We start from the raw sequence: 25,120 nt of genomic DNA on the forward strand, positions 1-25,120 counted from the left end.
CCGCACCATAACCCCTCTGACCGAAGGAGCTACCATGTTCCGCGCCAGCACTTCTACCGCCGCCGCAACCTCGCAGTCCGGCGAACTCCCCGCCCGCATCGCCTGGCATCGCCCGCTGCTCGCGGTCGCCGCCGCCATGACGGTTCTCGCGATCGTGAGCAGCATCGGCCTGATCGTCGATCACCGTGAGGTGACCGGGCTTCCGCTCTGGGCCAAGCCGCTCAAATTCGCGCTGTCCATCGTGATCTACAGCGTCACCCTCGCGTGGCTGATCGGCCTGCTCCGGCGCGGCCGCCGCTTCGCCTGGTGGGCCGGCACGATCAGCGCCGTGCTACTCCTGGTTGAAATGGTCGCGATCGTCGGCGCCGCCGTGGGCGCGACGACGAGCCATTTCAATGTCTCCACTGCATTTCATGCCGCGATCTGGGGCATCATGGCGGTCTCGATCGTCATCGTCTGGTTCGCGGCGATGGTCGTCACCGCTCTGCTCGTGTTCGGCGGGCGACGCGGCGGCGCTGCCCTCGGCGACGGCGCGCGCACCGTCGCCATCCGCTCCGGGATTGTGATTGCCGTCATCGGAATGGGCCTCGCCTTTCTCATGACCAGCCCAACCGCGGCCCAGCTCGACAATTTCCAGGGCATCGCCGGCGCCCATACCGTCGGCCTGGCCGACGGCGGCCAGGGTATCCCCATTCTTGGCTGGAGCACGGTGGCCGGCGACCTGCGCATTCCCCACTTCGTCGGCATGCACGCCCTGCAGCTGATTCCGCTCGCCGCCCTGATAGTCGAACTGCTCATGAAACGGATGCCTGCCCTCCGGCCCGAACGCTTCCGCGTCGCGATCGTGGTCACTGTCACCGCCCTCTACAGCGGCATTCTTCTCCTGCTCACCCTGCAAGCGCTGGCCGGTGAATCCATCGTGCGCCCGAGCACGCTCACGACCATCGTCGCCGCCCTGCTGTACCTGAGCGCCGCGTGTGCCATCACGGTGATTCTGGTGCTGGGCGCGCGGCGTCGGGCCCAGCGCGGGCAGACCGCGCTGTCAACGCGTGACCGGTGGAGTCACGGCTCGCTGGGGTGACCCAGCTGTTGCGCCCGTTCGATGCGCGCAATCCGATCGAGGGCGGCATCCTCTGAAGTCGACGTGGGGCCGAGCAGGGCGCGCACGACGCCGAGAACGAGCCGGGTACCCCAGATGACGGGCAGGCGGGATCGTTTCAGACCGAGCATGTCGCGATACTCGCGCGGGATCGACGCCACGGCACCGGCGAACATGATGTTATAAAAGGGCAGCATGCCACGGCTGAGCGGCGGGTAGCGGATGAAGCGCACCGCGTCGGCCACGCGGGCGTCGCTTTTGAGGGTTCCGGCGCTGCGAAACGCCTCAAGTTGGGCGGCGAGCTCATCGGCCGAATGCGGGGCATCCTGCACGCCGATGAGTTCTCCGGCGATCGCCCATTCCCGCACGTAGCCGTCGGCGCCGCCGGGAATGGCGTCGTCCCAGAGCAGGTGCGATTGCAGAAAAGCATCGGTGAACACCACGTGCACCCAGGACAACAGCTCGGGATCACCCGCAGCATAGGAGCGTTCCTCCCCACGGGCATCGATATAGCTGCCGGCCACCCGATCGTGAAAATGGGCTACCCGACCAGACTCGCGTTCCGCGACGACGGTGTCGGCGAAGGTCACCGTGACGAGCCACTGAATCGTTCCGGAGAGGCGGCCGAGCGGATCTTCGTGGTACCGCGACCAGTCGTGCACGCCGGCCATGGCGCCGGGGTGCAGGGTCTGCATCAGCAGGGCGCGAATGCCCGCGACCATGGTCGCCATTCCGCCGTGCACGGCCCACGCGGCGCTTCCCGGGCCGAAAAATCCCGGGTCGTCTCCCGTGGCGATCTGTTCAACCCATTTCGGCCGCCCGTCGCTGTTGCCCGAAAGTGTCACCAGAAGGTGCGAGCGCCAGCTGTCAATGAATCTGCCCATCCTCGGATCGTAGCGCCGCCTCGCTGGGCGCCGGCCGCGAACGGCGACGGCGCGCCGACACCGGACGTAGGCTGGTCACGTTGAACAATCGACACAGGAGGCGGCAATTGACCGACACAGCACGATGACCGCGTCCGCGAAGCCGAAGAATGTCGGCACGCCGAGCACCAACAGAAAAGTTATCGCTCTGGCCGTCGCCGGGGCCCTCGGTGGTTTCCTGTTCGGCTTTGATTCCTCGGTCATCAACGGAGCCGTCAACGCGGTGCAGCAGGAATTCGGCCTGAACGCCGCCCTCACCGGGTTCGCCGTTGCCTGTGCACTGCTCGGCGCTGCGGCCGGCGCTTTCTTCGGTGGGCGCTTCGCCGATCGCTACGGACGCATCCCCATGATGATTCTCGGCGGAGTGGTGTTTCTGGTCAGCTCGATCGGCTCGGGGTTGGCGTTCGGTGTCGTCGACCTGATCATCTGGCGGATCGTCGGCGGACTCGGCATCGGCCTCGCATCCGTTGTGGCGCCGGCCTATATCGCCGAAATTTCACCGCGGCAGATGCGCGGACGTCTCGGCTCGCTGCAGCAGCTCGCGATCACCCTCGGCATCTTCACCGCATTGCTCTCCGACGCCGTGTTCGCCGGGAGCGCGGGAGGGGCCGGCGGTGAGTTCTGGTTCGGCTTGGCGGCCTGGCGCTGGATGTTCCTCGCCGGCGCCGTGCCGGCCATCGTCTACGGCGGCATCGCGTTCCTTCTTCCGGAATCCCCTCGTTTTCTCATTTTGAAAGACAAAGAAGCGGACGCCCGCGCCGTGTTCACCCGGCTCTGGCCGAGCGGCGACGTCGACCGCGAGATTCGCGACATGCGTCGCTCGATCGAGGTCGACGCCCGGTCGAAGAAATCGGGGTCGCTGCGCGGTAGCTCGTTCGGGCTCAAGCCGATCGTCTGGGTCGGCATCATCCTGTCGGTGTTCCAACAATTCGTCGGCATCAACGTGATCTTCTACTACTCGACCACCCTCTGGAGCGCGGTCGGCTTCGAAGAATCCAACTCGCTGACCATCTCCGTGATCACGTCGGTTACCAACATTCTGGTCACCCTCGTCGCGATCGCCCTGGTCGACCGGATCGGCCGACGGCCGATACTGTTGGCCGGCTCCATCGGTATGACGGTCTCACTCGCCACGATGGCGCTCGCCTTCAGCCAGTCGGTCACAGTGGGCGGCGCCCTGAACCTGCCCGGCGCGTGGGCGCCGATCGCACTCGTCGCCGCAAATCTGTTCGTGATCTCGTTCGGTGCCTCCTGGGGACCGGTGGTGTGGGTGCTCCTCGGGGAGATGTTCCCCAACTCGATTCGCGCCAAGGCTCTCGGACTGGCGGCAGCCGCCCAGTGGATCGCGAATTTTCTCATCACGGTCAGTTTTCCGCCGATGGCCGGCGCGTCCCTGCCGATCACCTACGGCCTCTACGCGCTGTTCGCCGGGCTCTCGTTCTGGTTCGTGCTGCGCAAAGTCCCCGAAACGAACGGCATGTCGCTTGAAGAAGCCGACACCCTGCTGCCGCCGAAGAACTCGGCCAAGAAGGCAGCCGCAGACAAGTAGGAATGTCAGACAGTATGCGGCGTTACCTACAAGCCCCCGAACGGGCCGTCGCATCGCGTCGGGTTTGCAGATAACTTCACACCACAATGATTGTGGAGTGTGACCATGCCCGAACGTGGATACGCCGTTATTTGCCTGAAAACCACAGGACTGTTCCCGTATCAGCGGGATCGGATCGTCGAGGTCGCCGTGGTGCACCTCGACGAGGGTGGCCATATTTCAGCGCACTGGCAGACCGTCGTCAACCCCGGAAGTAATGCGGCTGACGTGACGAATCACGGCGTCAGTACAGCCGAACTGCTGCGTGCGCCGACGTTTGAGCAGATCGCCCCGAGACTGGTCGACCTGCTGCGCGGCCGGGTGTTGGTGGCCCACAACGCCCAGTTCGTCACCGGATTTCTGATGCGCGAGTTCGAGCTGATCGGCTATGCCCCGGGGCGGGGACTCGAGGCGGTCTGTACCATGCAGCTGGCTCGCAGCTACCTGCCGGGCGCCGGTCGGCTGCTCATCGATTGCTGCGCGGCGTACGACATTGAGATCGAGCCCGGCCCCGGCGCCCTGATGCAGGGCGTTGCGTGCGCCAGTTTGCTGGCGGCATACGTGCAGGGGGCTCCCAGCGAGCTACCGTGGATCGACGCCCTGGATCGCGCCGAACGGTCCACCTGGCCAACCATCGCCAGCGACGCCGAAGCACAATGGGTGCAGCGCGACCCGTCGACGACGACAGACGCGGTGCCGACACCGAGCTTTCTGGCCCGGGCGGTCGTGAAACTTCCCGACTACACCGGCCCCGAGGAGCACCTGGACTATCTCGCCCTGCTCGATCTGTGCCTGCTCGATCGCGGGCTGTCGCCTCGGGAAACACACGAACTTCGGATTTTGGCCGAATTGAACGGCATCAGCGCGACGGACTGTACGGCCCTGCATCGGCGGTACTTCGAGGATCTCGTGCGCGCATCCGGAACCAACGACGCCCTGAGCATCGCGGACTCCGCGGACCTGATCAGGGTCGCCCGCACACTCGACGTCGCTCCCGAGGTCGTCGCCGCCGCGCTGACAGCACCGTCAGCGGTGACGCTCCCACCGATCACCTCGACCGACACGGTACTTCTGGAACAGGGCGACATCGTCGTGCTGACCGGTGACATGGCCCGCGCCCGCTCCGACTGGGGCCGGGAATTGGTCGCGCGAGGGCTCTCCCTGGGAACGGCGGTCACCCTGCGCACGCGCCTGCTGGTGGCCGCAAACCCGGCATCGGTCACCGGTAAAACCGTTAAAGCTCGCGACTACGGCATTCCAATCGTCTCCGAATTCGGCCTGCGGTCCCTCATCGGAGTGCGCTGACCCGGTCGGACCCGGCAGCCGCTCATTCGAGCGAGTCTCGCAGCACCGGCTAGATCAGGCTGCGCAGGTGCTCCTCGACGGTCACGCCGCGGGCCGTGGCCTGCTGTACCAAACGCTGGTGTTCTTCGTCACTGAGCGACAGCGTCACCCGGTGCAGCTCGCCGGTACTGCGCATGACAACGGGACCGTTCGGATCGGTGAGGTCGCGATAGTCTTCGCCGATGTCGCCGATGTCGCCGATGTCGCCGATGTCGCCGATGTCGCCGATGTCATCGAACGAGAACAGTTCGTCGTGCGTGTAGGCGGCGGCCCGCTCGGCCACGCGGTCCGTGGTCCGGGTCGGTGCGGTCGGCAAGCGCGCAATTCCCGGCCCACCGGATGCCACAGTGCGCGCCCGCACCACCGGTTCAGCTGCTGGCTGACTCCCGAAAAAACCAGGCCCGCCCGCCGCTGGCCGCCCACGCTGGAAGGCTTCGGCGGCGCCGCGCGCGCGCGCGTCGGCGGCCTCGTTGAGCGGATGCCCGGCGTGCCCCTTCACCCATTCAAATCGGTACCGACGCCCGGCAATAGCCTCGTCGATCTCCTTGAGCAGGTCGAGGTTCATGACCGGCTTGCCGTCGCCCTTGCGCCAGCCCTTGGCCTTCCAGCCCTTCATCCACTTGGTGACCGAGTTGATCACGTACTGGCTGTCGCACAGCACGAGCAGATCGTCGTCGATGTGTGCGGTCGCGCGAAACAGCTCGAGCACGGCCTTCAACTCGCCCTGGTTGTTGGTCGCGTGCTTCCAGCCGCCGGCCGCCCAGCAGGAGTCGTCCACGTACCAGGCCCAGCCGGCTGGTCCGGGATTTCCGAGGGCAGAACCGTCGGCGGCGGCGGTGATAGTCATGTGCGGGCCTTTCAAACAGCGGATACGCGGGCGCAGGTCGTACCAGTCTGTCACCCCGGCATCCGCTGCCCGTAGCGCTGGCGACCCAGCGCGGATTGTGTCCGTCAGGTAACAGCGCCCCAACAACCCACCGAAGGGCCTGTGATTATCTGGTGATCGAAAGGTAACGGGTGCCATCGTTGCCGGAAACACGCGCTGGCTAACGTCGGAGCAGGGAGGCCGCCGTGGCTGCCTGCAGATCGCTGCCCGCCGCTTCACTCCACAACTCAAGGGAGTTTTCAATGACATTCAGCGCCGTTGAATCAGCACCCGGCAGCACCACGTCCTTGATCGAAGACGCGGTGCTGGTGCACCGTCCCGGTCGATGGATCGACAATTGGAACCCCGAGAACAGACAGCAGTGGGAACAGGGCGGCAAACTCATCGCCGCCCGCAACCTGAAATGGTCGATCGTCGCCGAGTTTCTCAGCTTCGTGGTTTGGCAGCTGTGGAGCATCGTCGTCGTGTCGCTACCGGGCGCCGCAACCCTGCATTTTCCGTATACCTTCCTGGTGCCCAAGTTCGGCGGTCGCAACTGGACCATCATCTCGGCCGGCCTGCTGCTGATCCCCTCGATCGCCCTCGGCGTCTGCGTCGGCAACCCGGACACCCCGTTCGGCATCATGCTGTTCGTCTCGGCCCTCGCTGGCTTCGGCGGTGGCAACTTCGCCAGTTCGATGTCAAACATCACCTATTTCTACCCGCAGAGCCAGAAGGGCTACGCGCTCGGCCTCAATGCCGCCGGCGGCAACCTCGGCGCCGCGATGGCCCAGCTCGTCGTACCGATCGTGATCACGCTCGGCGCCGTGGGGACCCTCAACATCAGATTCGCCGGCTGGTTCTGGGTGCCGCTGATCCTGATCGCCATGTGGGGTGCCTGGAAGTACATGGACAACCTCGCCAACGCCAAGGCCGACTTCGCCGGCTCGCTCGCCGCCGTCAAAGAACCACACTTCTGGATCCTCGCTATGCTCTACATCGGCACGTTCGGTTCCTTCATCGGTTTCGCCAGCGTGTTCCCCAAGCTCATCGCCGACCAGTTTCCGGCCTACTCCACCATCCAGGTCGCTTCCGCATCGCTGTCGCTCGCCATCATCGGAGCTTTCGTCGGTTCGCTGGCCCGACCGGCCGGCGGACGCCTGGCCGACCGTTTCGGCGGGGCATCCGTCACCGTTGCCGCCTGCGGCAGCATGGCCGTGGGGGCGCTCGTGGTGGTCGCCGTGCTGCCACTGGGCAGCTTCTGGGCGTTCCTCGGCAGCTTTCTGCTGATCTTCGTCGCGACCGGAATTGGCAACGGTTCGACCTACCGCATGATTCCGAGTGTGTTTTCGGCGCGCAGCGGGGTGGAAGACGCCTATCACAACTCGGGTGACGTCAACACGCAGCGCAAAACGGCCGCTGCCCTCGGCCTCATCTTTGCCGTCGGCGCCTACGGCGGATTCATCATTCCGCAGGTACTCGGCTACTCCAAGACCACCACCGGCGACTACTCCAGTGCGATCTACGCCTTCGCCATCGCCTACGTCTTCATGATGTGCGTGACCGCCTTCGTCTACCTGCGCCGCGGTTCGTCCGTCGCCGGCCAGAAGATCTAGGCGACCAGTGCCTGCCGCTGCCACGCACTGCCCGTACTGTGCCCTGCAGTGCGCCATGACCTTGACCCCGGCGAAGCGGATGCCGCCGCATCCGCTTCGCCGGCAGCCCCGGCCGCTTCACTGCTGGTGGCCGGCCAAGCATTCCCGACCAATCGTGGCGGCCTGTGCAAGAAAGGCTGGACCGCGGCCGAGCTGCTCGTGTCGCCCGACCGCATCCTCCAACCGCTGCTGCGGCAGGCGGATGGCACCTTTGAACCGGCCTCCTGGAGTGACACACTCGACCTGGTCGCGGCCAAGCTGCGCGAGACCCGTGCCGAGTTCGGAGCCGACGCGGTCGGCGTCTTCGGCGGAGGCGGCCTCACCAACGAGAAGGCCTACCAGCTCGGAAAATTCACCCGGGTGGCGCTTCGCTCCAGCCGCATCGACTACAACGGCAGATTCTGCATGTCGAGCGCCGCGGCGGCCGGCAATCGGGCCTTCGGCCTCGACCTGGGGCTGCCGTTCCCGGTCGAGGAGCTCGACGAGGCCGACACTATTTTGATTCTCGGATCCAACGTGGCGCAGACCATGCCGCCGTTCATCGGGCACCTGGAGGGAACCCGAGCCGCCGGCGGCCTCGTGGTCGTCGACCCCCGGCGCACCGCCACCGCGCGGCTCACCGATGATGGCGCGGGACTGCACGTGCAGCCCACTCCTGGCAGCGACCTCGTGCTTCTGCTCGGCCTCACCCACATCGTCGTCGCCGAGAATCTCGTCGATCTCGACTACCTCGCCAAACGCACCACCGGGTTCGACGATGTGCGTCGTAGCGTCAGTCAATGGTGGCCGACTCGGGTGCAGGAACAGACCGGCGTTCCGGTCTGGCAGCTGCGGGAGCTGGCTCGCCGCCTCGCCGCCGGCGCTGCACGGGGAGCGGCGACCGGCAGCGGCACCTACATTCTCACCGGGCGCGGCGTGGAACAGCACGCCGACGGCACCGACACGGCCACCGCCGCGATCAACCTCAGCCTCGTGCTCGGCCTCGTCGGCACCACTCACTCCGGCTACGGCACCCTCACCGGCCAGGGCAACGGACAGGGCGGTCGCGAGCACGGGCAATAATTCGACCAGCTGCCCGGCTACCGCAGGATCAATGATCCCGTTGCTCGCGCACACGTCGCCGGGGTCTGGGGCGTCGACCCCGACAGCCTCCCCGGCGTCGGACTGCCCGCGGTCGAGGTGCTGAGCGCGCTGGGCGAACCGGGCGGGATCCGCTGCCTGCTCGTGCACGGCTCCAACATCGTCGTCTCCGCGCCGAACGCCGACCGGGTGCACGGCTCCAACATCGTCGTCTCCGCGCCGAACGCCGACCGGGTGCGCGCCGCCCTGACCACCCTCGACTTTCTGGTCGTGGCCGACTTCTTCTTCTCCGAAACCGCGGTGCTTGCCGACGTCGTGCTGCCGGTGACCCAGTGGGCCGAGGAGGAAGGCACCATGACCTCGCTCGAGGGGCGCGTCATCCGGCGCCGCCACGCCGTCGACGCACCGGAAGGCGTACGCAGCGAACTGTGGATCTGGCAGGAGATCGCGCGGCGACTGGAATCACCCGGCACCTTCGGTGCCGAACCGTCGGACGTGTTCGACGAACTATGCCGGGCGTCGGAGGGCGGACTGGCCGACTATTCCGGCCTGAGCTATGCCCTGCTCGACTCGGAGGAACCGGCCTTCTGGCCGTACCCGGTCGGGTCGACCGGAACGCCGCGCCTGTTTCTGGAGCGGTTCGCGCACCCCGACGGCCTGGCGCGCCTGATCGCCGTCAAGGCGCGGCGCCTCAGCGCACCGGCCCAGGTTAGCGGTGCGCTGACCCTGATCACCGGGCATCTGCGCGAGCACTACCAGAGCGGAACCCAGACGCGGCGGGTGCGGGAACTTTCCGAAGCCGAGCCCGACGCCCGCCTGCAGCTGCACCCGGCCACTGCGGAGCGGCTCGGCATCATCGACGAGGCCTGGGTCGAGGTCAGCAACGACCGGGGCATCGTGCGGTGCCGGGCCCAGGTGAGCACCGACATCCGCTTCGACACGGTCTTCCTGCCGTTTCACTTCGCTGGCGACCAACGCGCCAACCTGCTGACCGACGACGAGACCGACCCGATCAGCGGCATGCCCGAATTCAAGAAGACAACCGTTCGAGTGCGTGCACTCGTGGAAGCAGGCGCCCATGTCTGAACAGCGCAGCCCGGAGCGAATCGTGCTGGTCGGCTACGGCCCGGTCGGAGCCCGTTTCGTCGAGGAGTTGCTGCCCCTCGTGCGGCAGGGCGCAGCCACGCTGACCGTGGTCGGGGCCGAGAACGCCGACGCCTACAACCGGGTGCTGATCGCCGACTACGCCGTCGGCAACACCGACCGGGAGAGCCTCGAAATCACCGACACGTTCGCCGCCCGCGAGGCCGGCGTGCACCTGCACCGCGGCGTGAGCGTCACGGCCATTCTGCGCAGCCGCCGCGCGGTGTCACTCAGCGACGGCACGCTGCTTTCCTACGACCGGCTCGTGCTCGCCACCGGTGCCCGCGCCAACGTTCCCACGCTCGACGGTGTCACCCGGATGCGCCGCGATCGACAGCTGCCAGCCAGGGACGCCGCCACTCTCGACAGCAACGGCGCCCCGCTTCCGCGCGGGGTCACCGTGCTGCGCGACCTCGACGACGCGAAACGGGTCCTTGCGGCTGTGACTGCCGGAGCCCGCATCGTCGTGCTCGGCGCCGGCGTGCTCGGCATGGAGATCGCCCTTGCCGCGGTCGCCGCCGGAAGCCACGCCTGCGTCGTCTACCACGGAGAAATCCCGATGGCCCGCAACCTTGACCGGGGCGGCTGCAGCGTGCTCGCGCAGAGCGCCAGACGCGCCGGGGTCACCATGGTCAACCACTCTCGGGCTGAAAGTCTGCTCTTTCACCGGGATGACGACGGGGTCGACCGGTTCGACGCCCTCATCTGCGCCGATAACAAGCAGATTCACGGCGACCTGCTGTTGCTCTCCTGCGGGGTCGGCGCGCGCACCGAGCTGGCCCAGCTGGCCAGCCTGCCGGTGTCGACCGGAATCCTGGTCGACACGAACCTGCAGAGCTGGGGCGACCCGCGCATCTACGCGATCGGCGACTGCGCCCATGTGGCACCCGCGCCCCGGGCCAGCGACCTCAGGACGCTGCCGGCCGATGGGCCGAGCGGCCTGATCGGGCCGGGCTGGCGCCAGGCCGACTGGCTCGCCGAGCGCTTCACCGCCGAGGTGCTGGGCCGGGGCGAGACAGCGGAACTCGCGGCATCCGCTTCGGCCGTGGTCATGCTCAAGTCCGAGGGCATCGACGTGGTGTCGGTCGGTAACACCGCAGCCGAACCGTGGGATCTTCCGGCCGAGGATCCTGCCGTGTCTCATCGCTCGGCCGGATGCCCATCCGCTCCACTGCGCGTGTCGCAGTGGAGCGATCCGGAACACGGCCGCCACGTCAAAATGGTCACCCGTGACGGCATTCTCGAAGGCTTCGTGTGCGTCGGTATGCCGCGCACCGCCGCCGAGCTGACCTTGCTATTCGAGCGCGGCAGCGAACTCCCGGCTGACCGCTCGATACTGCTGCGCTACGACGGACCGGATTATGAGCCCTCCACCAGCGGCGCCTTCAACCCAACCGCGACGGTCTGCTGGTGCAACGGCGTCACCGTGGGCGCCATCGCCGACTCAGCCGGGTCCGGTCATACAAGCGTCGCCTGCATCGGCGCGGCCACCCGAGCGGGCACCGGCTGTGGCGGCTGCACACAGCGCATCGGGGAGGTTCTCGAACGTTTTTCGACAATGGTCCGACGCCCTGACAGCGTGAATTCTGCGCTCCGGCTGGGCGAAAATGTTACAGCCGGAGTAAATGATGAGATTTACCCGGTTTTAGTGGTGGTGAGACCGTTACACTGCTGCACGACCGATTCAATCAGAGGGAGAATTCGCATGCTGAATAATCTGACCGGATGGCATTTTCTTATCATTCTCGTCATAGTCCTGCTCTTGTTCGGCGCGCCGAAGCTGCCGGGGCTCGCCCGCAGCCTTGGTCAGTCGATGAAAATTTTCAAGAGTGAGATCACGCCGGAACGCACCGACGATGTCACGCCGAACACTGCAGCCGACAGTGTGCGCGCCGATGGTGCTCGCGCCGACAGTGCTCGCACCGACAGCGCTCGCACCGACCCGAGCGGCACCCCGAACCCGAAGGCCTAGGCCACCGTGGTGGTGGAGGGCGTGCGTACCGCGCCCGCCAAGGGCAGGATGTCACTCGGGGAGCACCTGCGCGAGCTGCGTAAGCGGCTTTTTCTCGCCGCAGCGGGTATCTTGGTTGGCGCCATCGCCGGCTGGCTGCTCTCCAGTTTCGTCTGGGATGGTTTGCGCGAACCGATCTACGCAATCGTGCGTGCCCAGAATCGCAACGCCCAGATCAACTACCCCGATATCACGAGCGCTTTTGACCTCAAATTGCGCATCTCGTTCTACGTCGGATTGATCGTTTCGAGTCCGGTGTGGCTGTATCAGATCTTTGCTTTTCTGATGCCAGGGCTGACCCGCCGGGAGAAGCAGTACTCCTTGGGTTTCTTCTTCACCGCCGTACCCCTGTTTCTCATCGGGTGCGCGGCCGGCTGGTATGTGCTGCCCCATGTGGTTGCACTCATGACGAGTTTTGCGCCGAAGCAGGATGCCGCTCTCATCAATGCGCAGAACTATTTCGACTTCGTGCTCAAGCTCATGATCGCCATTGGGATCGCGTTCGTGCTGCCGGTATTCATCGTGTTGCTGAACTTTGCCGGGGTGATCAGCGCCCGTTCGATCATCAAATCCTGGCGCCTGGCTATCTTGGTGATCATCCTGTTCACGGCCATTGCGACGCCGGCGGCCGATGTCGTGTCGATGTTCCTGCTCGCCGTGCCCATGGTGATGCTCTATTTCGCCGCCTACGGGATCGCCGTGCTTCACGATCGCCGGGTTGCCCGCCGGGTAGCTCCCGTGGGCGTCGACGGTCTGCTGATCTAAGGCTGTCGCTCGCGTTCATCCGGTGCGGCTGGTGATGTGCCGAGAAAGTTCGTGCAGTTCGTGCAGGCCGCAACACGCAAAGCCCCAAAGGTGAGACATTTTCTTATCGTTTGCTTACGTCTCGTGTCTAGTCATTCATGAGATTACTTTCAGCGGGTACATTTCCGTTGTTAGTTGAACCGGACCCGGTACTTTCATATACGTCAGGAGAACAAGGATGTTTGATCAGGGTTTCATTACCAACGCCATCAACCGCAGCGCAGAAAATCCATCGGACCGCCGAAACTTTCTACGCGCGGCCGGCGTGGCCGGCTTCGGTGTTGGAGCAGCGATGCTCGCCACCGGCGGGCCAGCACTGGCCGCAGAGGCGGAAACGGCGCCGGCTGGCGCACCGAGCGACGCGGCTATTTTGAACTTCGCCCTCAACCTCGAGTACCTCGAGGCCGAGTTCTACTTGCGTGCCACGACCGGCAGCGGACTACCCGAGAGCATGACGACGGGAACCGGCACCCGCGGCGGCGTGACCGGCGGTCGCATGGTGCACTTCAAGACCTCCATCATCAAGAAGTACGCCGACGAAATTGCCGCTGACGAGAAGGCGCACGTTGCGTTCCTGCGTTCCGCCCTGGGCAGTGTTGCTGTGTCCCGCCCCAAGATCAACCTGGACGCGAGCTTCACCGCTGCTGCGCAGGCGGCCGGTCTGGTCAAGCCCGGCCAGAAATTCGACGTGTACGCCAACGAGGCGAACTTCCTGTTCGGGGCGTTCATCTTCGAGGACGTCGGAGTCACCGCGTACAAGGGTGCCGCTCCGTTGATCACGAACAAGACCTTCCTCGAAGCGGCTGCGGGGCTGCTCGCGGTCGAGGCGTACCACGCTGGTGTCATCCGCAGCACGCTGTACGCGCTGGGAATTGCACTGCCTTCGGTGTACGTGACCGCGCAGAAGATCTCCGACCTACGAGACGCCGTCGATGGCCCGACCGACCTCGATCAGGGCATTGGCAACGCGTCGAAGGCGAACCTCGTGCCGACCGACGCCAACGGCCTGGTCTACAGCCGCAGCGCCGCCCAGGTGCTGAACATCACCTATCTCAACGCGGCGCCGGTGAAGTCGGGCGGGTTCTTCCCGGCCGGTGTGAACGGTGTCATCAACACCAGCGGAGCCAACGGCTAGCTCGCACGAGATGACCGCAGGTTGGCCCGCCGGCCGCACGTTCTATCGTGCGCCCGGCGGGCCAAGTTGCGCCCAGCCGCCTTCACGCGGCGATCCAGCAGCGCGCATCCACTCGAATACTGGGCGCAGGCTTGGTGGCGAGGCTCAGGTTTGAACGTGCGCCCAGCTGGGGAACCTGCACCCGGGTAGCCGCCTGGCTGGTTAGGAGACGGACAAGGAGATTTCGTGTAGTCCGGTTGATCCGTTGGGAGCAACGTCGGCGGTGGCCGATGTTTGCACGAGGCCAGCAGCATCCGTGGCCCGCACCTTGATTCGGTGGTCGCCAGCGGTTGCGTCGGTCCAGGTGTAGGCCCACTGGCGCCAGGTGTCGACCGAGATCGCGTCGGCGAGCATCGCCTCATGCCATGGACCGTCATCGATCTGCACGGCGACGGCGCTGACGCCCACGTGCTGGGACCAAGCGACGCCGGCGATGACGATGGAGCCAGCGGATACCGGTGTTCCGGCGCGCGGTACGTCGACGCGGGAGGAGAGCTTGACGGGTCCGAGTTCGGACCAGCCGCGGGGGGTCCAGTAGCCCTGCTCCTGGTCGAAGCGGGTGAGCTTGAGTTCGACGACCCATTTGGTGGCCGAGACGTAGCCATACAGCCCGGGCACGACCATGCGCACCGGGTAACCGTGCTCGAGTGGCAGGGGTTCACCATTCATGCCGACCGCGAGAATAGCGTTACGCTCGTCGGTCAGCGCCTCTATCGGCGTGCCAGCAGTGAAGCCGTCGTGGCTCCGGGACAGCACCATGTCGGCACCGTTCGTTGGCTTGGCGCGGGCCAGCAGCTCACGAATCGGGTAGCCGAGCCAGGTGGCGTTACCGATCAGGTCCCCGCCGACGTAGTTCGACACGCAGGCCAGGGTGGTCGTGCTCTCTTCGAGCGGCAGTGCGAGCAGCTCGGCAAAGTCGATCTCCACCTCGGTTTCGACCATGCCGGTGATCTTGAGACGCCAGGTGGTCGGGTCGATGCGCGGAACGCTCAGGGCGGTGTCGATGCGGTAGAAATCGGCGTTCGGGGTGATCAGCGGCGTGATTCCGGCCACGTCCAGGCTCGCCCCGGCCGGAATCGCGGCGGCCCGAACGGATGCAGCGGGCAGCGTGAACAGGGCGCGAGCGGCGTCCGCTGCGCGGGTGGCCGCTGCGCTGAGCTGGCCGCCGGCGAGGGCGAGCAGCCCGATGCCCGCGGTTATGCCGGTGTAGACGAGGAAGCGGCGCCGGTCAGGACCGGGCAGGGTGTCAGCGGTCGCCGGTGTCGATCGACTCGCCGGCAGTCGGGTGGTGAGAAAGGTCAGAACGATGGCGGCGACGCCCATGGCGACGACCGCGGGTACGGCGTCGAGAGTGGAGGCACTGGAACGAGAAAGCGCCGCGAACAGCGCGATCGCGCCGATGAGCACGACGAGCAGGCGGCCGAACGGCGGGCGCCTGCTCTCGAGGATACCGGCGAGGGAAGCGAGCACGATCAGCACGAGCACGATGGTCAGGATGAGCGCGAACTTGTCATTGCTGCCGAACAGGCCGATCACGAGATCCTTGACGCTGGCCGGAACAATGTCGATGACCAGCGCGCCGACAGTGAGCACCGGGCTGGCGCCGGGGAATAGCCAGGCGGCGGTCAACTCGGCCAGGCCCAGGCCGGCCAGGGCAGCAGCGAGGCCGGCGCCCGCCGGTCGCCAGAACCGCTCCGCCATGGACGCGCGCGGCCGGGTCAGAGTGTTCGATATGTCGGGGGTGGCCATGCCGTCAGCCTAGAACGAGCGGCTGTGATTAGCACCCTGCGGGGGCGTGTGGGCGTTTTCGTCAGACATCCGTCACATCTTGACCTCGCGGTAGTGCAGTCTTGATGGACTATGTCTCTGCTTGCGCGCCTCGAAAATGAAACCGACCCCGACGCTCTCTTCGAGGCCTTCGAAAGCTGGGCGACCGAGCAGGGCCTCACGCTCTACCCCGCGCAGGAGGAAGCGGTCATCGAGATCGTCTCGGGTGCCAACCTCATCCTGAGCACACCGACCGGAACCGGCAAATCCCTCGTGGCCGTCGGCGCGCACTTCGCGGCGCTCTCGGCCGGCAAACGAAGCTTCTACACCGCGCCGATCAAGGCCCTCGTGAGTGAGAAGTTCTTCGCGCTGGTCGAAACTTTCGGCGCCGAGAACGTCGGCATGATGACCGGCGACTCGAGCGTCAACGCCGACGCCCCGATCATCTGTTGCACCGCCGAGATTCTCGCCAACCTCGCGCTGCGGAACGGCGAAGATACCGAGGTCGACCTCGTCGTGATGGATGAGTTTCACTTCTACGGCGATCCGGAACGCGGCTGGGCCTGGCAGGTGCCACTGCTGCTGCTGCCGCGCGTGCAGTTCATTCTCATGTCGGCCACTCTCGGCGACGTGAAGTTCATCAGCGATGACCTGAGCCGGCGAACCGGGCGGGCCACGGCCGTCGTCACCGGTGTGGAACGACCGGTCCCGCTCAGCTACTACTACGAGCAGACCCCCGTGCACGAAACGGTCGAAGAGCTGCTGCACACCGACAAAGCGCCGGTGTATATCGTGCACTTTTCCCAGGCGGCCGCCCTCGAACGCGCCCAGGCGCTCGCGAGCGCCAAGGTGGCCACCCGCGAACAGCGTGATGTGATTGCCGAGCTGATTGGCGAGTTCCGATTCACCACGAGCTTTGGCAAGACCCTGTCGCGACTCATTCGCATGGGAATCGGCGTGCACCATGCCGGCATGCTGCCGAAATATCGCCGGCTGGTGGAACAACTCGCCCAGCGCGGCTACCTGCGCGTGATCTGCGGCACCGACACCCTCGGCGTCGGCATCAACGTGCCCATCCGCACCGTGCTCTTCACCGCCCTCACCAAATATGACGGCGTGAAAATGCGCCAGGTGAACGTGCGCGAGTTTCACCAGATCGCCGGGCGGGCCGGGCGGGCCGGTTATGACACGGCGGGCACCGTTGTGATCCAGGCGCCGGAGCACGAGACCGACAACCTCAAAGCCATCGAGAAGGCCGGAGACGACCCGAAGAAGAAACGTAAAATCGTGCGTAAGAAGGCGCCGGACGGCTTCGTGTCCTGGGGCGAACCGAGCTTTCGCCGGTTGGTCGACGCCGAGCCCGAAACCCTGTCGCCCTCCATGCAGATGACCGCGGCGATGCTCATCAACGTGATCGGACGCGGCGGCGACGCTTTTAGCCACGTGCACTCGCTCGTCTTTGACAACCATGAACCGTGGCGGCGCCAGCTGGTGTTGGCCCGACGGGCCCTCGGGATCTACAAGACCCTGCGCGAAGCCGGCATTGTGGAGCAGAGCGTGAGCGGCAACATCCGCTTGACCGTTGACTTGCAGGCGAACTTTGCGCTCAACCAGCCGCTGTCACCGTTTGCCCTGGCCGCCTTTGAACTGCTCGACCCCGAATCGCCCACCTACTCGCTCGACATGATCTCAATTCTGGAATCGACCCTCGACGACCCGCGGCCGGTGCTCATGGGGCAGCAATTCGCAGCACGCGGTGAGGCCGTGAACGCGATGAAACGGGAGGGCATCGAATACGACGAGCGGATGGCGCTGCTCGAGGAGATCACGCACCCCAAGCCGCTCGAAGAACTGCTGAATTACACTTTCGACACCTACAAGGCCTCCCAGCCGTGGATCGCCGACTTCGAGCTCAGGCCCAAGGCCGTCGTGCGTGACATGTACGAGCGGGCAATGTCATTTGGCGAGTTCATTGCGTTCTACAAACTCGCCCGCAGCGAGGGCGTGGTGTTGCGCTACCTGTCCGACGCCTACCGCGCTGCGCGTCAGACCATTCCCGACGAAGCCAAGAACGACGATCTGCTCGATCTCATCGAGTGGCTCGGTGAGCTCGTGCGCCAGGTGGACTCGAGCCTGCTCGATGAGTGGGAAGAACTGCTGCATCCCGATCTCGCCGCGCACGAGGCCGGCTCAAACGCCATTTTGCCGCCGCCGCCGCGCCGGCTCACCACCAATGTGCGCGCATTTCGCATTCTCGTACGCAACGAGTTATTCCGCCGGGTGCAGCTGGCCGCGTTGGAGCACTACGACGAGCTCGGTGAGCTCGACCGAGAGCACGGGTACTCCGCCGATGTTTGGGCCGAAGCGATGGACGGCTACTTTGCCGAGCACGATGAGGTACTCACCGGCGGCGACGCGCGCAGTTCGGACCTGCTGCTGATCGACGAGGGCGCCGAGGAGTGGACCGTGCGCCAGATTCTCGATGATCCGGCCGGCGACCACGACTGGGGCATCAGCGCGAGCGTGAACCTTGCTGATTCCGACGAGCTCGGGGCCGCGGTCGTGCGTGTGACCGGCGTCAACCGGTTGTAACCGGTCGCGGCCGAGTGTCCGCGCCCGGTTTCGGTAGCCGCAACGGTAACCGGCGTAGCGGCTGCCCACATCGGGCGCGATCATCCGCTGTTGGTGTATTGCGTGGTGCCGGGAGATAGAGGGGCGCACGCGCCGGACTCACTCACCGGTCCCCGCGTCTTGGTCGTTACGCGCCAGGAGCGCTCAGCGGCGCGGCCGCGTCGGCCGTCCATTCGTTGAGCGAACCGTCGTAGATCGAGACGTGCTCGTAGCCGGCGCGGATGAGCGCGAGAGCGCTGGCCGCAGCGGCGATACCGCCGCCGCAGTAGGTCACGAGTTGAGCGCTCAAGGTCACGGTCGGCGCGAGGGTCGCCTTGAGCGCGTCACCGCGGAGGAAGGCGTTCGTGCTGGGGTCGACGAGCGTCGCAGCGGGCAGGCTGATGCTGCCGGGAATGTGCCCGGCGCACGGGCGTGTTCCGGCCGTGCCGGCAAACTCCGCCGGCGGCAGGGAGCAGACGAGGGCGGCATCCGTTTTGCCGTCGACTACCGATTCGACGAAGCTTTTGTCGACCCAGAGCTCGGGACGCGGCGTTGCGGTGAAGCCGCCGGCGACCCGCGGGCGCACTTCACCGGTGGCGTACGGGCGCGTTTCGGCGTGCCACTTGGTCAGTCCGCCGTCGAGCACGGCAACATCGTCGTAACCGAAGGCTCGAAACAGCCACCAGATGCGCGCTGCCCACTGGCCGACCACGGCGTCGTAGACGATGACGGTCGTGTCGTTGTCAATGCCGACGGACGCTGCGGCCACTTCAAAGAGTTCGGCGCTCGGCCGGGAGAAAACGAATTCGTTGGTCGGGTCGGAGAAAATGTCAAACAGGTCGGCGAACACGGCGCCTGGGATGTGCCCCTTGGTCAGGTAGTCCTCGCGTCCGCTGAGGTAGCGCGGCCCGTCCGGGGTGACGGGGGCCAGGGCGAACACGGTGGCATCGAGAATAACCAGGTTGTCGGAACCGAGGTGGTCGGCCAGCCATTGCGTGGATACGACGGGGCCGGACACGACGGGCGAGGATGGTGCTGGTGAACTCATGACTCAAGGCTAGCTGGGGCCACCGACACCGGCCAGAATCGGTGCGGGTGCGAGTCATCCGGCGACATACTGGTCACCGCCACCGCCACCGCCAGTACTGCAGCTACAGCGTCGCGGTCCAGTCCAGGTTGATGGTCTGCTTGATGTAGATGTTCTCGCCGAGCCCGGGCACGGACGGATTCATCGTGAGCAGCAACTGCACCGGAATGTTGAATCGTTGGGCGATATCGAAGAACGCGTCGCCCGCGATGACCGTGTAGGTGAGTAAGGCCCCGCTACCGTCTGACATGGTGGTGCCGCGCGCACCGGGGGTGCTACCGAGGTCGACGGCCGGCCCCTGGGGCAGAGGCACGGGTTCAGCGTTGGGTACGAGATCGGGTACTTCCGGGTTTGGAATCAGGGCCGCTTCCTCCGTGGGCGTCGGAGTGGGCGTCGGCGTCGGTGTCGGTGTCGGTGCGACGCTGGGCGTGATGGTCACCGTCACCGCGGGAGCCGGTTCACCGGCGCAGCCGACCAGAGCAACGAGCAGGATGGCAGCGACGGTGATGCCCGGTGGGCGACGTGCGAAAACGGTGCGAATGGTGGAACCCTTCAAAGAGAGACGGTGCGGCCCGGCAGACCCACGCGTTCAGCCAGCTTAAGGGGAGACCGAGCCGGTGAACCAGACCGAACTACCCCCATTCGGGGATTGTCTACGGCGCTCGGTCACGTTCACCGGGAGGCCACCCTCGCTGGTTTCCCGGTAATTCGCCAGCAGGCCGGGCCGCCGATGCGGCCGTCGACCAGGCGATGGCGTGCCGTTCGCTGCAGGGTACCTGAACCAGGCCGCCGACCGGCTCTAGGGTCAGCCAGAGGTGATGCTCCATGACGATTTCGGCCGCATCTTCGAACCCGGTGTGGTCTCTCACCGAGCACTAGCACAGGCGGCACCGACCGCGGCCTGGCAGCCGCGCCGAGCACGGGAGATCGACACGTTGGCCTTCACCAGCGAACCGATGGCGATCCCAGATGGCACGCAGCTGCGCGCTGAAATCGTAGGGGAGTGGCTGAGTGAGGCGCGACTGGGCGCTCGAGCGTTCGGTATCCCGGTGGATGAACCAGCCACCGATCGAATAGAAGGTCTCTTGAAGGAGGGGACGGCATCGGCCCTATTGTCGGTCGCTTAGACGGACAGCGTGAGCCATCGGGTGCCCAGGCAGGCGCGTGCGGGGCTCCAAGTGCGTCGCTGCTGCGGACAGGAAGGCTGAGCCCGCCCCGAGCAGGGTCAGGTCGGAACCGTCTTCGATACTGGACCAGGCAGCGCGGATTATCGGGCCTACCGTACGGAAACTACGATGGGCCCATTCGAATGGAAAACAGGTCCCGTACTGAGACGTTCGCTGTCACGGTTTTCCTCGTCCGGCACACAGACGTGGTGGACGGGGGCGGTCCGGAATTCCAACACGGATGAACTCAAAAACGCCCCGAACCGTAAAGTTCGAGGCGTTACCCGAGAGGTCCAGCCGGATCCGGCGAGAACGGTAGCTAGGCGATCGTGAACGTGATGGTCGACACGTAGGGGTTGACGGCGGTGGTGCCGACCGCGCCCGAGAAGTTGGAGCGGAAGGTGTTTGCCGGAACGCTCAAGTCAAAGGTCGGGGCGAGGGTGAAGGTGCCCTTGCCGAGAGTCGTGGTGTAGACGAGCGACTGGGCGACATTGCTCATGGTGACGGCCTTGACGGTCGGCGCCGCGTCGGAACCGATGCCGGCGGTGATGGTGCCCGGCGTGATGACGAGGTTGGAGGCCGGCAGGGTGCGGGCGTCCTTGTCGACGGTGCCCGCCGCGCTGACGAAGTTGGTAGCGCTGGCCGACAACGACCAGGCGCTGTTCGTGCCGCGGGCGTTGGTGATGGTCCACAGGGGCGCGGTTCCGGTGGATGCCTGCGCGTTGACTCCGTCGAGAACGACGGCGCTCATCGCGTCGGGCGCGGTCGGGTCGGCGGTAAGGCTGCCGCCGCTGATGGTCGCGTTTACGGTGTCAGTGTCGGCCTGGGCCGGGGAGAGTGCCACACCGAACAGGATGCCGGTGGCGACGATGATTCCGGCGGTCTTGGTGAGAGTGCGCATGGTGTGTCCTCTGGGTTGCTACTGGTGGTGCGGGCACGCCAAGTAGCGTGTCCACGAAAGTGGGGGAGAAACGGATATCGCAGGGTGTGAACCGAACTCGTTATCCGTTGTAAACGAGTTCCTGCGGCGATAAAACAATCCTCACACGGGGGCCGCGCAAATTGGTGGTTCGTCGCGCAGGGTTGAATCAGCGTTAGCTCAAGGTTGGCGCAATGCCCAGGAGGGGGTTTAGCCCAGGCCGCGAGGCTCTACGAAATGGTGAAAGTGAGAACCGTCACGTAGGGGTTCATTGGCGAGTCTTCGATGGCGCCCGAGTAGTTCGACCGGTACGCGTTGGAGGGAATAATCAGGCTGTACGTCGGCGTCAGCAGGTAGGTGCCCTCGTGTGGGCCGGTTGTAGCAATCAGGGTCTGCGGGCTGGTCGACAGCGCAAGCGTCGGTGCCGTGATATCGGTCGCGGCATCGGTATTGGGGCCGGTAGTGATGGTGCCCGGGGCGATGCTCAGGTTGTTCACGGGAAGGACTCGGTCTTGGGTTTCGACCGTGCCGGCGGCGCTGGTCGGCGTGGTGGCGCTCACCGAGAGGGTCCACGCAGCTCCGGTGCCACGCGCATCGATGATGGTCCATAGGCTCGAGACACCCGTGGCGACCTGCGGTTGGGTGCCGAGAAGGGTCACCGCTGAAAGCGTCGCGCCCGCGGTGGTCGCGGTGAGGTCACCGACGGTTGGCGCGGGATTGGTGAAGCTCACCGTGCCCACACTGACGGCGCCGTTAGCGGTTAATGCCCGTCCGAGGTTGCTGACGCCGAGTCCGATCGAGATCGCCGCCATGCCGATGATCGTTCCGGTAAACGCGGATGCCGCCCCCAGCGACACAGCCCCGGCCACCTGCCAATAGACCCGCGACGCTTGTGCCCCGTTGGTCAGGATGACGCTGCTGCTGGCAGCCGTGTTGAAGGCGGCATTCACCTGAATGATGAAGATGGCGTTCGGGTTGCCCTGTCCATCGAGGGTGAGCGTGGTGCTGATGGCGAGGGCGGCAGTAGCCCTATAGACCCCGGAGGTGAGTGTGCGGCCAGCCAGATCGCCGACGAGGGTGGCGCTCGCTGGCCTCGCCGCGGCATCTTTGTACGCTGTAGCGAGGTCGACCTGCGCAGCGGCCGCAGCAGCATCGCCGCCGTGGATGGTGCCCGTGACTACGTCGGGCGGAAACCCGGTGACCGACGTTCCCGGGCTTACGCCGATGTCCCCGTCGAACGACGATTCTCCGGTGTTGGTGATCGAGGTGGTCGCGAGGATCGCGTAGGTGCTAGCGCGTCCGAGATCGACCTCCGGATCCGTCGTGAATGTGTTGCTGCCAAGCGTGACGGACCCGTTGCGGGTGAGGGCTCGGCCGGTAAAACGCGAATTGGTGCCCACGTTGATGGCGTCCTGGCCGAGAATGATGCCCGAGATCGACGATGACGAACCGAGCCGCACCACGCCATCGACCTGCCAGAACACCCGAGACGGCTGCGCGCCGTTGATCAGGCGTACGCTGCTGCCAGCGCTCGTGGTGAGGGTGCTGTCGAGCTGGAAGATGAAGACGGCGTTCGGGTTGCCCTGCCCGTTCAGGGTCACCGACGAACTGAGAGTCAGAGGGCCAGGTGCGGCGTAAACGCCGGCGTTGTAGGTTTGACCGCTCAGATTGCCGCTCAGCGCGGTGGTGGGCTGGCGGGCGCTGGCATCGTCAATGGCGGACTGCAGATCGAGCTGGGCTTGGGCGCTCTCGGCCGTTCCTCGTTGAGTGCTACCGGTGACCAGGCCGGGCGGGAAGCCGGTCACGCCCGTGCCCGGGCTCACTCCGAGGTTACCGCTGAGGGTCGTTCCTCCGGAATTCAGAACGGATATCCCGGCCAGCACCGAATAACTGCCGGCAGTGCGCAGGTTGAGCGGTGGTTCGGTCATGAAGATGTTTCTGGCCATCGTGATGGCACCGTTTGAGGTCAATGCTCGGCCGACGAAGGTCGTGCCAGCCCCGATGGTTATAGCGCCGAATCCGAGTATGTTTCCGCTGAACGAGGAGGCCGCGCCGAGTGTTACCGCGCCGACAACCTGCCAAAACACGTTCGAAGCCTGGGCGCCGTTGGCGAGTACGATGCGGCTGGCCGCCGCAGTGTCGAACGCCGCGTCGATTTGAAAGATGAACACCGCGGTGGGGTCATTCTGGGCGTCGAGGGTGAGGGTGGTACTCACGGCGAGGGCGGCGGTGGATTTATAGACGCCAGCGGTGAGAGTGCGGTCGGTGAGATCTCCGGAGAGGGTGCTGGTTGGCCCGCGGCCCGCAGCATCAGAGTAGGCCTGGGCGAGGTCGACCTGGGCTGCCATCGCGTGGCCGTCGCCCGCGTGGATGCTGCCGGCTAGGATTCCGGGCGGAAACCCGGTGATCGCTGTACCGGGGCTGGTTCCGGCATTGCCGCTCAGTGCGGTGTTGCCGGTGCTCGCAATGGCGTCGGTGGCGAGCACGGAGTAGCTGCCGGCCGTTTTGAGGTCAATCGATGCTGTGGCGGCCTGCGCCGGGGGCTGTGACTCGAGCAAGCCGGAGAGCAGCAGCAGAATCGTGAGCGCCGGGAGGGCGATGAGGTGTGTTCGGCGACCTCCGGCGCGTGGTGAGCGGCGACGGAGTGAAGGGGCGGCGGTCATCGCCGTGGTCGACGCAGGGGTGCGTCGGCGTCTGAATCTGCGGGAACGGCAGTGTTGTTCCCTGCGTGGTCTCCCAGGTCCTTCGAAGCGGCGGGCACGGCCCTTGCAACCTGGGCGAGCGCGCGACGCGCGCGTCCTACGAACAGGGTCACGCGCCAGACGGCGAACGCAATCGCCAGCACGAGCAGCAGAATGATAACGATGATCCACCACGGCACGTAGTTGAAGGAGGCGCTGATCTGCTGGGTACCGGCGTCGGAGACCAGCTGGGCGTCGGCACTGCCGAGTTGAATGAACGCAGCCTGGGGCAGCGTCGCCTCGAGGTTGAGGGTGGAACCGGGGAGGATGCTCTCTGGCGTCCCGAATTGCAGCTCGGTCGTGGCGCCGATCACGCTGTGCAGGCTCAGTCCGGCAGCGGGATAAAGGATGGTGTTGCCGGTGTTCTGGATGGGGAGGGTGAACGTTACCGCGTCGCCCGAGCGCTCCCAGCTCAGGGCGCCGTGGCTGAGCTGGGTCATCGCGGTACCGGCCACGGTGAGGTAGATCCGCACGCCTTGACGCTGGATCACATCCAATCGCAGTGCCGCATCGCCGTCGGACGTAGTCGTATCACCCTGGATGGGCGGGCTCTGGATGATGATTCCACCGGCATAGTCACCGGGCGTGGCGGTCAGGGGAACGCTTAGCCGAAACGGCACGGTGAGGTCGGAGTCCGCCGGGATGGTGATCGAATCGGCACCGAGGGTGACCCAACTGCCCACCGCCGTCTGCGCGTCGGCCTGCGCGGCAAGGGCGAAGGCACCTTGCTCAGTGCTCTGCCCGTCGACCGCGTAGTTCAGAAGCGTGACTGGGGCATCCGTGTGGTTGCTGACGATCGCGTTGGCCTCGATTGCGGCACCGGGTGCGAGATTGATGTGAAAGAAGTCTGATTCCAGTTCTGGGCGGATGCCGAGGGTTCCGTCGTCGATAGCGACCGCCGGCGCAGCAACGACGAGGGTTGTCAGAACCGGGGCGAGCACTGCGACGGTCGCGAGGAGCGCGAGGCGCAGCAGCAGCCGGGCGCGCGCCGGCCGGAGGTTCGACGAAGATGCGGCCGGATCGGCGTTCGTTGGGCGACGTTCGGTGGTGGAGCGGTGTGGCATGGGGTGGACCTTTTTTGGTTTCGGGCGTGACCCCCGAAAGAGGCGATACCGCTATTCTCACACGGGGACTGAAGCTAGTG

Annotated in this window: 20 protein-coding genes; 11 read left to right on the forward strand and 9 right to left on the reverse strand. The window is 65.7% G+C overall.

Annotation, left to right across the window (positions count from 1 at the left end; all coding sequences use genetic code 11):
• Nucleotides 1-34 precede the first annotated feature (34 nt).
• A complete protein-coding gene (locus tag E3T50_RS04665; RefSeq protein ID WP_134550806.1) occupies nt 35-1,081 on the forward strand; it encodes a hypothetical protein in 1,047 nt (348 codons plus the stop codon).
• Here the strand turns inward: E3T50_RS04665 and E3T50_RS04670 are convergent.
• A complete protein-coding gene (locus E3T50_RS04670) occupies nt 1,063-1,983 on the reverse strand; it encodes an oxygenase MpaB family protein (protein WP_134550807.1) in 921 nt (306 codons plus the stop codon). The genes E3T50_RS04665 and E3T50_RS04670 overlap by 19 nt on opposite strands.
• Nucleotides 1,984-2,107: 124 nt before the next feature.
• Here E3T50_RS04670 and E3T50_RS04675 point away from each other — a divergent pair, with 124 nt between their 5' ends.
• Nucleotides 2,108-3,571 (forward strand): sugar porter family MFS transporter, encoded by a 1,464-nt coding sequence (locus tag E3T50_RS04675; protein WP_134550808.1) that lies wholly within the window; start codon nt 2,108-2,110, stop codon nt 3,569-3,571.
• 105 nt (nt 3,572-3,676) lie between these two features.
• Nucleotides 3,677-4,915, forward strand: a complete 1,239-nt coding sequence (locus E3T50_RS04680; protein WP_134550809.1) for an exonuclease domain-containing protein — start codon at nt 3,677-3,679, stop codon at nt 4,913-4,915.
• Nucleotides 4,916-4,964: 49 nt separating this feature from the next.
• On the opposite strand, the gene E3T50_RS04685 is transcribed toward E3T50_RS04680, so the two are convergent.
• The gene (locus E3T50_RS04685; RefSeq protein ID WP_134550810.1) at nt 4,965-5,801 is read right to left on the reverse strand and encodes an RNase H family protein; all 837 of its coding nucleotides are present in this window, start codon (nt 5,799-5,801) and stop codon (nt 4,965-4,967) included.
• A 281-nt stretch (nt 5,802-6,082) separates the two neighbouring features.
• On the opposite strand from E3T50_RS04685, the gene E3T50_RS04690 reads away from it, so the two are divergent.
• The 6 genes from E3T50_RS04690 to E3T50_RS04710 all read left to right on the forward strand — a co-directional run bounded on the left by E3T50_RS04690 (nt 6,083) and on the right by E3T50_RS04710 (nt 13,647).
• The gene (locus tag E3T50_RS04690) at nt 6,083-7,435 is read left to right on the forward strand and encodes an MFS transporter (protein ID WP_134550811.1); all 1,353 of its coding nucleotides are present in this window, start codon (nt 6,083-6,085) and stop codon (nt 7,433-7,435) included.
• A gap of 48 nt (nt 7,436-7,483) precedes the next feature.
• Nucleotides 7,484-8,536, forward strand: coding sequence for a molybdopterin oxidoreductase family protein (locus E3T50_RS16930; protein WP_420898712.1), 1,053 nt, complete (start codon nt 7,484-7,486; stop codon nt 8,534-8,536).
• 117 nt (nt 8,537-8,653) lie between these two features.
• On the forward strand, nt 8,654-9,640 hold the full coding sequence (locus tag E3T50_RS16935) for a molybdopterin oxidoreductase family protein (protein WP_420898713.1): 987 nt from the start codon (nt 8,654-8,656) through the stop codon (nt 9,638-9,640).
• Nucleotides 9,633-11,669, forward strand: coding sequence for an FAD-dependent oxidoreductase (locus tag E3T50_RS04700; RefSeq protein ID WP_134550812.1), 2,037 nt, complete (start codon nt 9,633-9,635; stop codon nt 11,667-11,669). The genes E3T50_RS16935 and E3T50_RS04700 overlap by 8 nt, the downstream gene beginning before the upstream one ends.
• A 48-nt stretch (nt 11,670-11,717) precedes the next feature.
• Nucleotides 11,718-12,473, forward strand: a complete 756-nt coding sequence (tatC, locus tag E3T50_RS04705; protein WP_134550918.1) for a twin-arginine translocase subunit TatC — start codon at nt 11,718-11,720, stop codon at nt 12,471-12,473.
• Between the two features lie 217 nt (nt 12,474-12,690).
• The gene (locus tag E3T50_RS04710; protein WP_134550813.1) at nt 12,691-13,647 is read left to right on the forward strand and encodes a ferritin-like domain-containing protein; all 957 of its coding nucleotides are present in this window, start codon (nt 12,691-12,693) and stop codon (nt 13,645-13,647) included.
• Nucleotides 13,648-13,848: 201 nt separating this feature from the next.
• Here E3T50_RS04710 and E3T50_RS04715 read toward each other — a convergent pair whose 3' ends face one another.
• Nucleotides 13,849-15,435 carry a molybdopterin-dependent oxidoreductase gene (locus tag E3T50_RS04715; RefSeq protein ID WP_134550814.1) on the reverse strand — a complete coding sequence of 529 codons (1,587 nt, stop codon included), beginning with the start codon at nt 15,433-15,435 and terminating at the stop codon, nt 13,849-13,851.
• Between the two features lie 111 nt (nt 15,436-15,546).
• Here E3T50_RS04715 and E3T50_RS04720 point away from each other — a divergent pair, with 111 nt between their 5' ends.
• A complete protein-coding gene (locus E3T50_RS04720) occupies nt 15,547-18,045 on the forward strand; it encodes a DEAD/DEAH box helicase (RefSeq protein WP_134550815.1) in 2,499 nt (832 codons plus the stop codon).
• Between the two features lie 166 nt (nt 18,046-18,211).
• Here E3T50_RS04720 and E3T50_RS04725 read toward each other — a convergent pair whose 3' ends face one another.
• The 3 genes from E3T50_RS04725 to E3T50_RS16800 all read right to left on the reverse strand — a co-directional run bounded on the left by E3T50_RS04725 (nt 18,212) and on the right by E3T50_RS16800 (nt 19,977).
• The gene (locus E3T50_RS04725; protein ID WP_134550816.1) at nt 18,212-19,111 is read right to left on the reverse strand and encodes a sulfurtransferase; all 900 of its coding nucleotides are present in this window, start codon (nt 19,109-19,111) and stop codon (nt 18,212-18,214) included.
• A gap of 103 nt (nt 19,112-19,214) precedes the next feature.
• A complete protein-coding gene (locus E3T50_RS04730) occupies nt 19,215-19,706 on the reverse strand; it encodes a LysM peptidoglycan-binding domain-containing protein (protein WP_134550817.1) in 492 nt (163 codons plus the stop codon).
• 97 nt (nt 19,707-19,803) lie between these two features.
• The gene (locus tag E3T50_RS16800) at nt 19,804-19,977 is read right to left on the reverse strand and encodes an L-serine ammonia-lyase, iron-sulfur-dependent, subunit alpha (protein WP_338145341.1); all 174 of its coding nucleotides are present in this window, start codon (nt 19,975-19,977) and stop codon (nt 19,804-19,806) included.
• On the opposite strand from E3T50_RS16800, the gene E3T50_RS16805 reads away from it, so the two are divergent.
• Nucleotides 19,966-20,277 carry a hypothetical protein gene (locus tag E3T50_RS16805; RefSeq protein WP_338145342.1) on the forward strand — a complete coding sequence of 104 codons (312 nt, stop codon included), beginning with the start codon at nt 19,966-19,968 and terminating at the stop codon, nt 20,275-20,277. The two genes, E3T50_RS16800 and E3T50_RS16805, sit on opposite strands and share 12 nt — an antisense overlap.
• Nucleotides 20,278-20,635: 358 nt before the next feature.
• Here the strand turns inward: E3T50_RS16805 and E3T50_RS04740 are convergent, their stop codons facing one another.
• From E3T50_RS04740 to E3T50_RS04750, 3 genes are all read right to left on the reverse strand, one after another.
• Complete coding sequence (locus E3T50_RS04740) at nt 20,636-21,217, reverse strand: WxL domain-containing protein (RefSeq protein WP_134550818.1); 582 nt, start codon at nt 21,215-21,217, stop codon at nt 20,636-20,638.
• A gap of 248 nt (nt 21,218-21,465) precedes the next feature.
• Nucleotides 21,466-23,898, reverse strand: coding sequence for an ice-binding family protein (locus E3T50_RS04745; protein WP_134550819.1), 2,433 nt, complete (start codon nt 23,896-23,898; stop codon nt 21,466-21,468).
• Nucleotides 23,895-25,040 carry a WxL protein peptidoglycan domain-containing protein gene (locus tag E3T50_RS04750; protein WP_134550820.1) on the reverse strand — a complete coding sequence of 382 codons (1,146 nt, stop codon included), beginning with the start codon at nt 25,038-25,040 and terminating at the stop codon, nt 23,895-23,897. Before E3T50_RS04750 ends, E3T50_RS04745 begins: the two co-directional genes overlap by 4 nt.
• Nucleotides 25,041-25,120: the final 80 nt, after the last annotated feature.

Source organism: Cryobacterium gelidum (genome assembly GCF_004403985.1).
Classification (GTDB): Bacteria; Actinomycetota; Actinomycetes; order Actinomycetales; family Microbacteriaceae; genus Cryobacterium; species Cryobacterium gelidum.

Excerpts from the sequence above, each read along its gene's own strand:
- E3T50_RS04740 (WP_134550818.1), bottom strand. The coding sequence starts at position 21,217 with ATGCGCACTCTCACCAAGACCGCCGGAATCATCGTCGCCACCGGCATC.
- E3T50_RS04750 (WP_134550820.1), bottom strand. The coding sequence starts at position 25,040 with ATGCCACACCGCTCCACCACCGAACGTCGCCCAACGAACGCCGATCCG.
- E3T50_RS04725 (WP_134550816.1), bottom strand. The coding sequence starts at position 19,111 with ATGAGTTCACCAGCACCATCCTCGCCCGTCGTGTCCGGCCCCGTCGTA.
- E3T50_RS04715 (WP_134550814.1), bottom strand. The coding sequence starts at position 15,435 with ATGGCCACCCCCGACATATCGAACACTCTGACCCGGCCGCGCGCGTCC.
- E3T50_RS04700 (WP_134550812.1), top strand. The coding sequence starts at position 9,633 with ATGTCTGAACAGCGCAGCCCGGAGCGAATCGTGCTGGTCGGCTACGGC.
- E3T50_RS16800 (WP_338145341.1), bottom strand. The coding sequence starts at position 19,977 with ATGGAGCATCACCTCTGGCTGACCCTAGAGCCGGTCGGCGGCCTGGTT.
- E3T50_RS04710 (WP_134550813.1), top strand. The coding sequence starts at position 12,691 with ATGTTTGATCAGGGTTTCATTACCAACGCCATCAACCGCAGCGCAGAA.
- E3T50_RS04745 (WP_134550819.1), bottom strand. The coding sequence starts at position 23,898 with ATGACCGCCGCCCCTTCACTCCGTCGCCGCTCACCACGCGCCGGAGGT.
- E3T50_RS04690 (WP_134550811.1), top strand. The coding sequence starts at position 6,083 with ATGACATTCAGCGCCGTTGAATCAGCACCCGGCAGCACCACGTCCTTG.
- E3T50_RS04680 (WP_134550809.1), top strand. The coding sequence starts at position 3,677 with ATGCCCGAACGTGGATACGCCGTTATTTGCCTGAAAACCACAGGACTG.
- E3T50_RS04675 (WP_134550808.1), top strand. The coding sequence starts at position 2,108 with ATGACCGCGTCCGCGAAGCCGAAGAATGTCGGCACGCCGAGCACCAAC.
- tatC (WP_134550918.1), top strand. The coding sequence starts at position 11,718 with ATGTCACTCGGGGAGCACCTGCGCGAGCTGCGTAAGCGGCTTTTTCTC.
- E3T50_RS04670 (WP_134550807.1), bottom strand. The coding sequence starts at position 1,983 with ATGGGCAGATTCATTGACAGCTGGCGCTCGCACCTTCTGGTGACACTT.
- E3T50_RS04665 (WP_134550806.1), top strand. The coding sequence starts at position 35 with ATGTTCCGCGCCAGCACTTCTACCGCCGCCGCAACCTCGCAGTCCGGC.
- E3T50_RS04720 (WP_134550815.1), top strand. The coding sequence starts at position 15,547 with ATGTCTCTGCTTGCGCGCCTCGAAAATGAAACCGACCCCGACGCTCTC.
- E3T50_RS04685 (WP_134550810.1), bottom strand. The coding sequence starts at position 5,801 with ATGACTATCACCGCCGCCGCCGACGGTTCTGCCCTCGGAAATCCCGGA.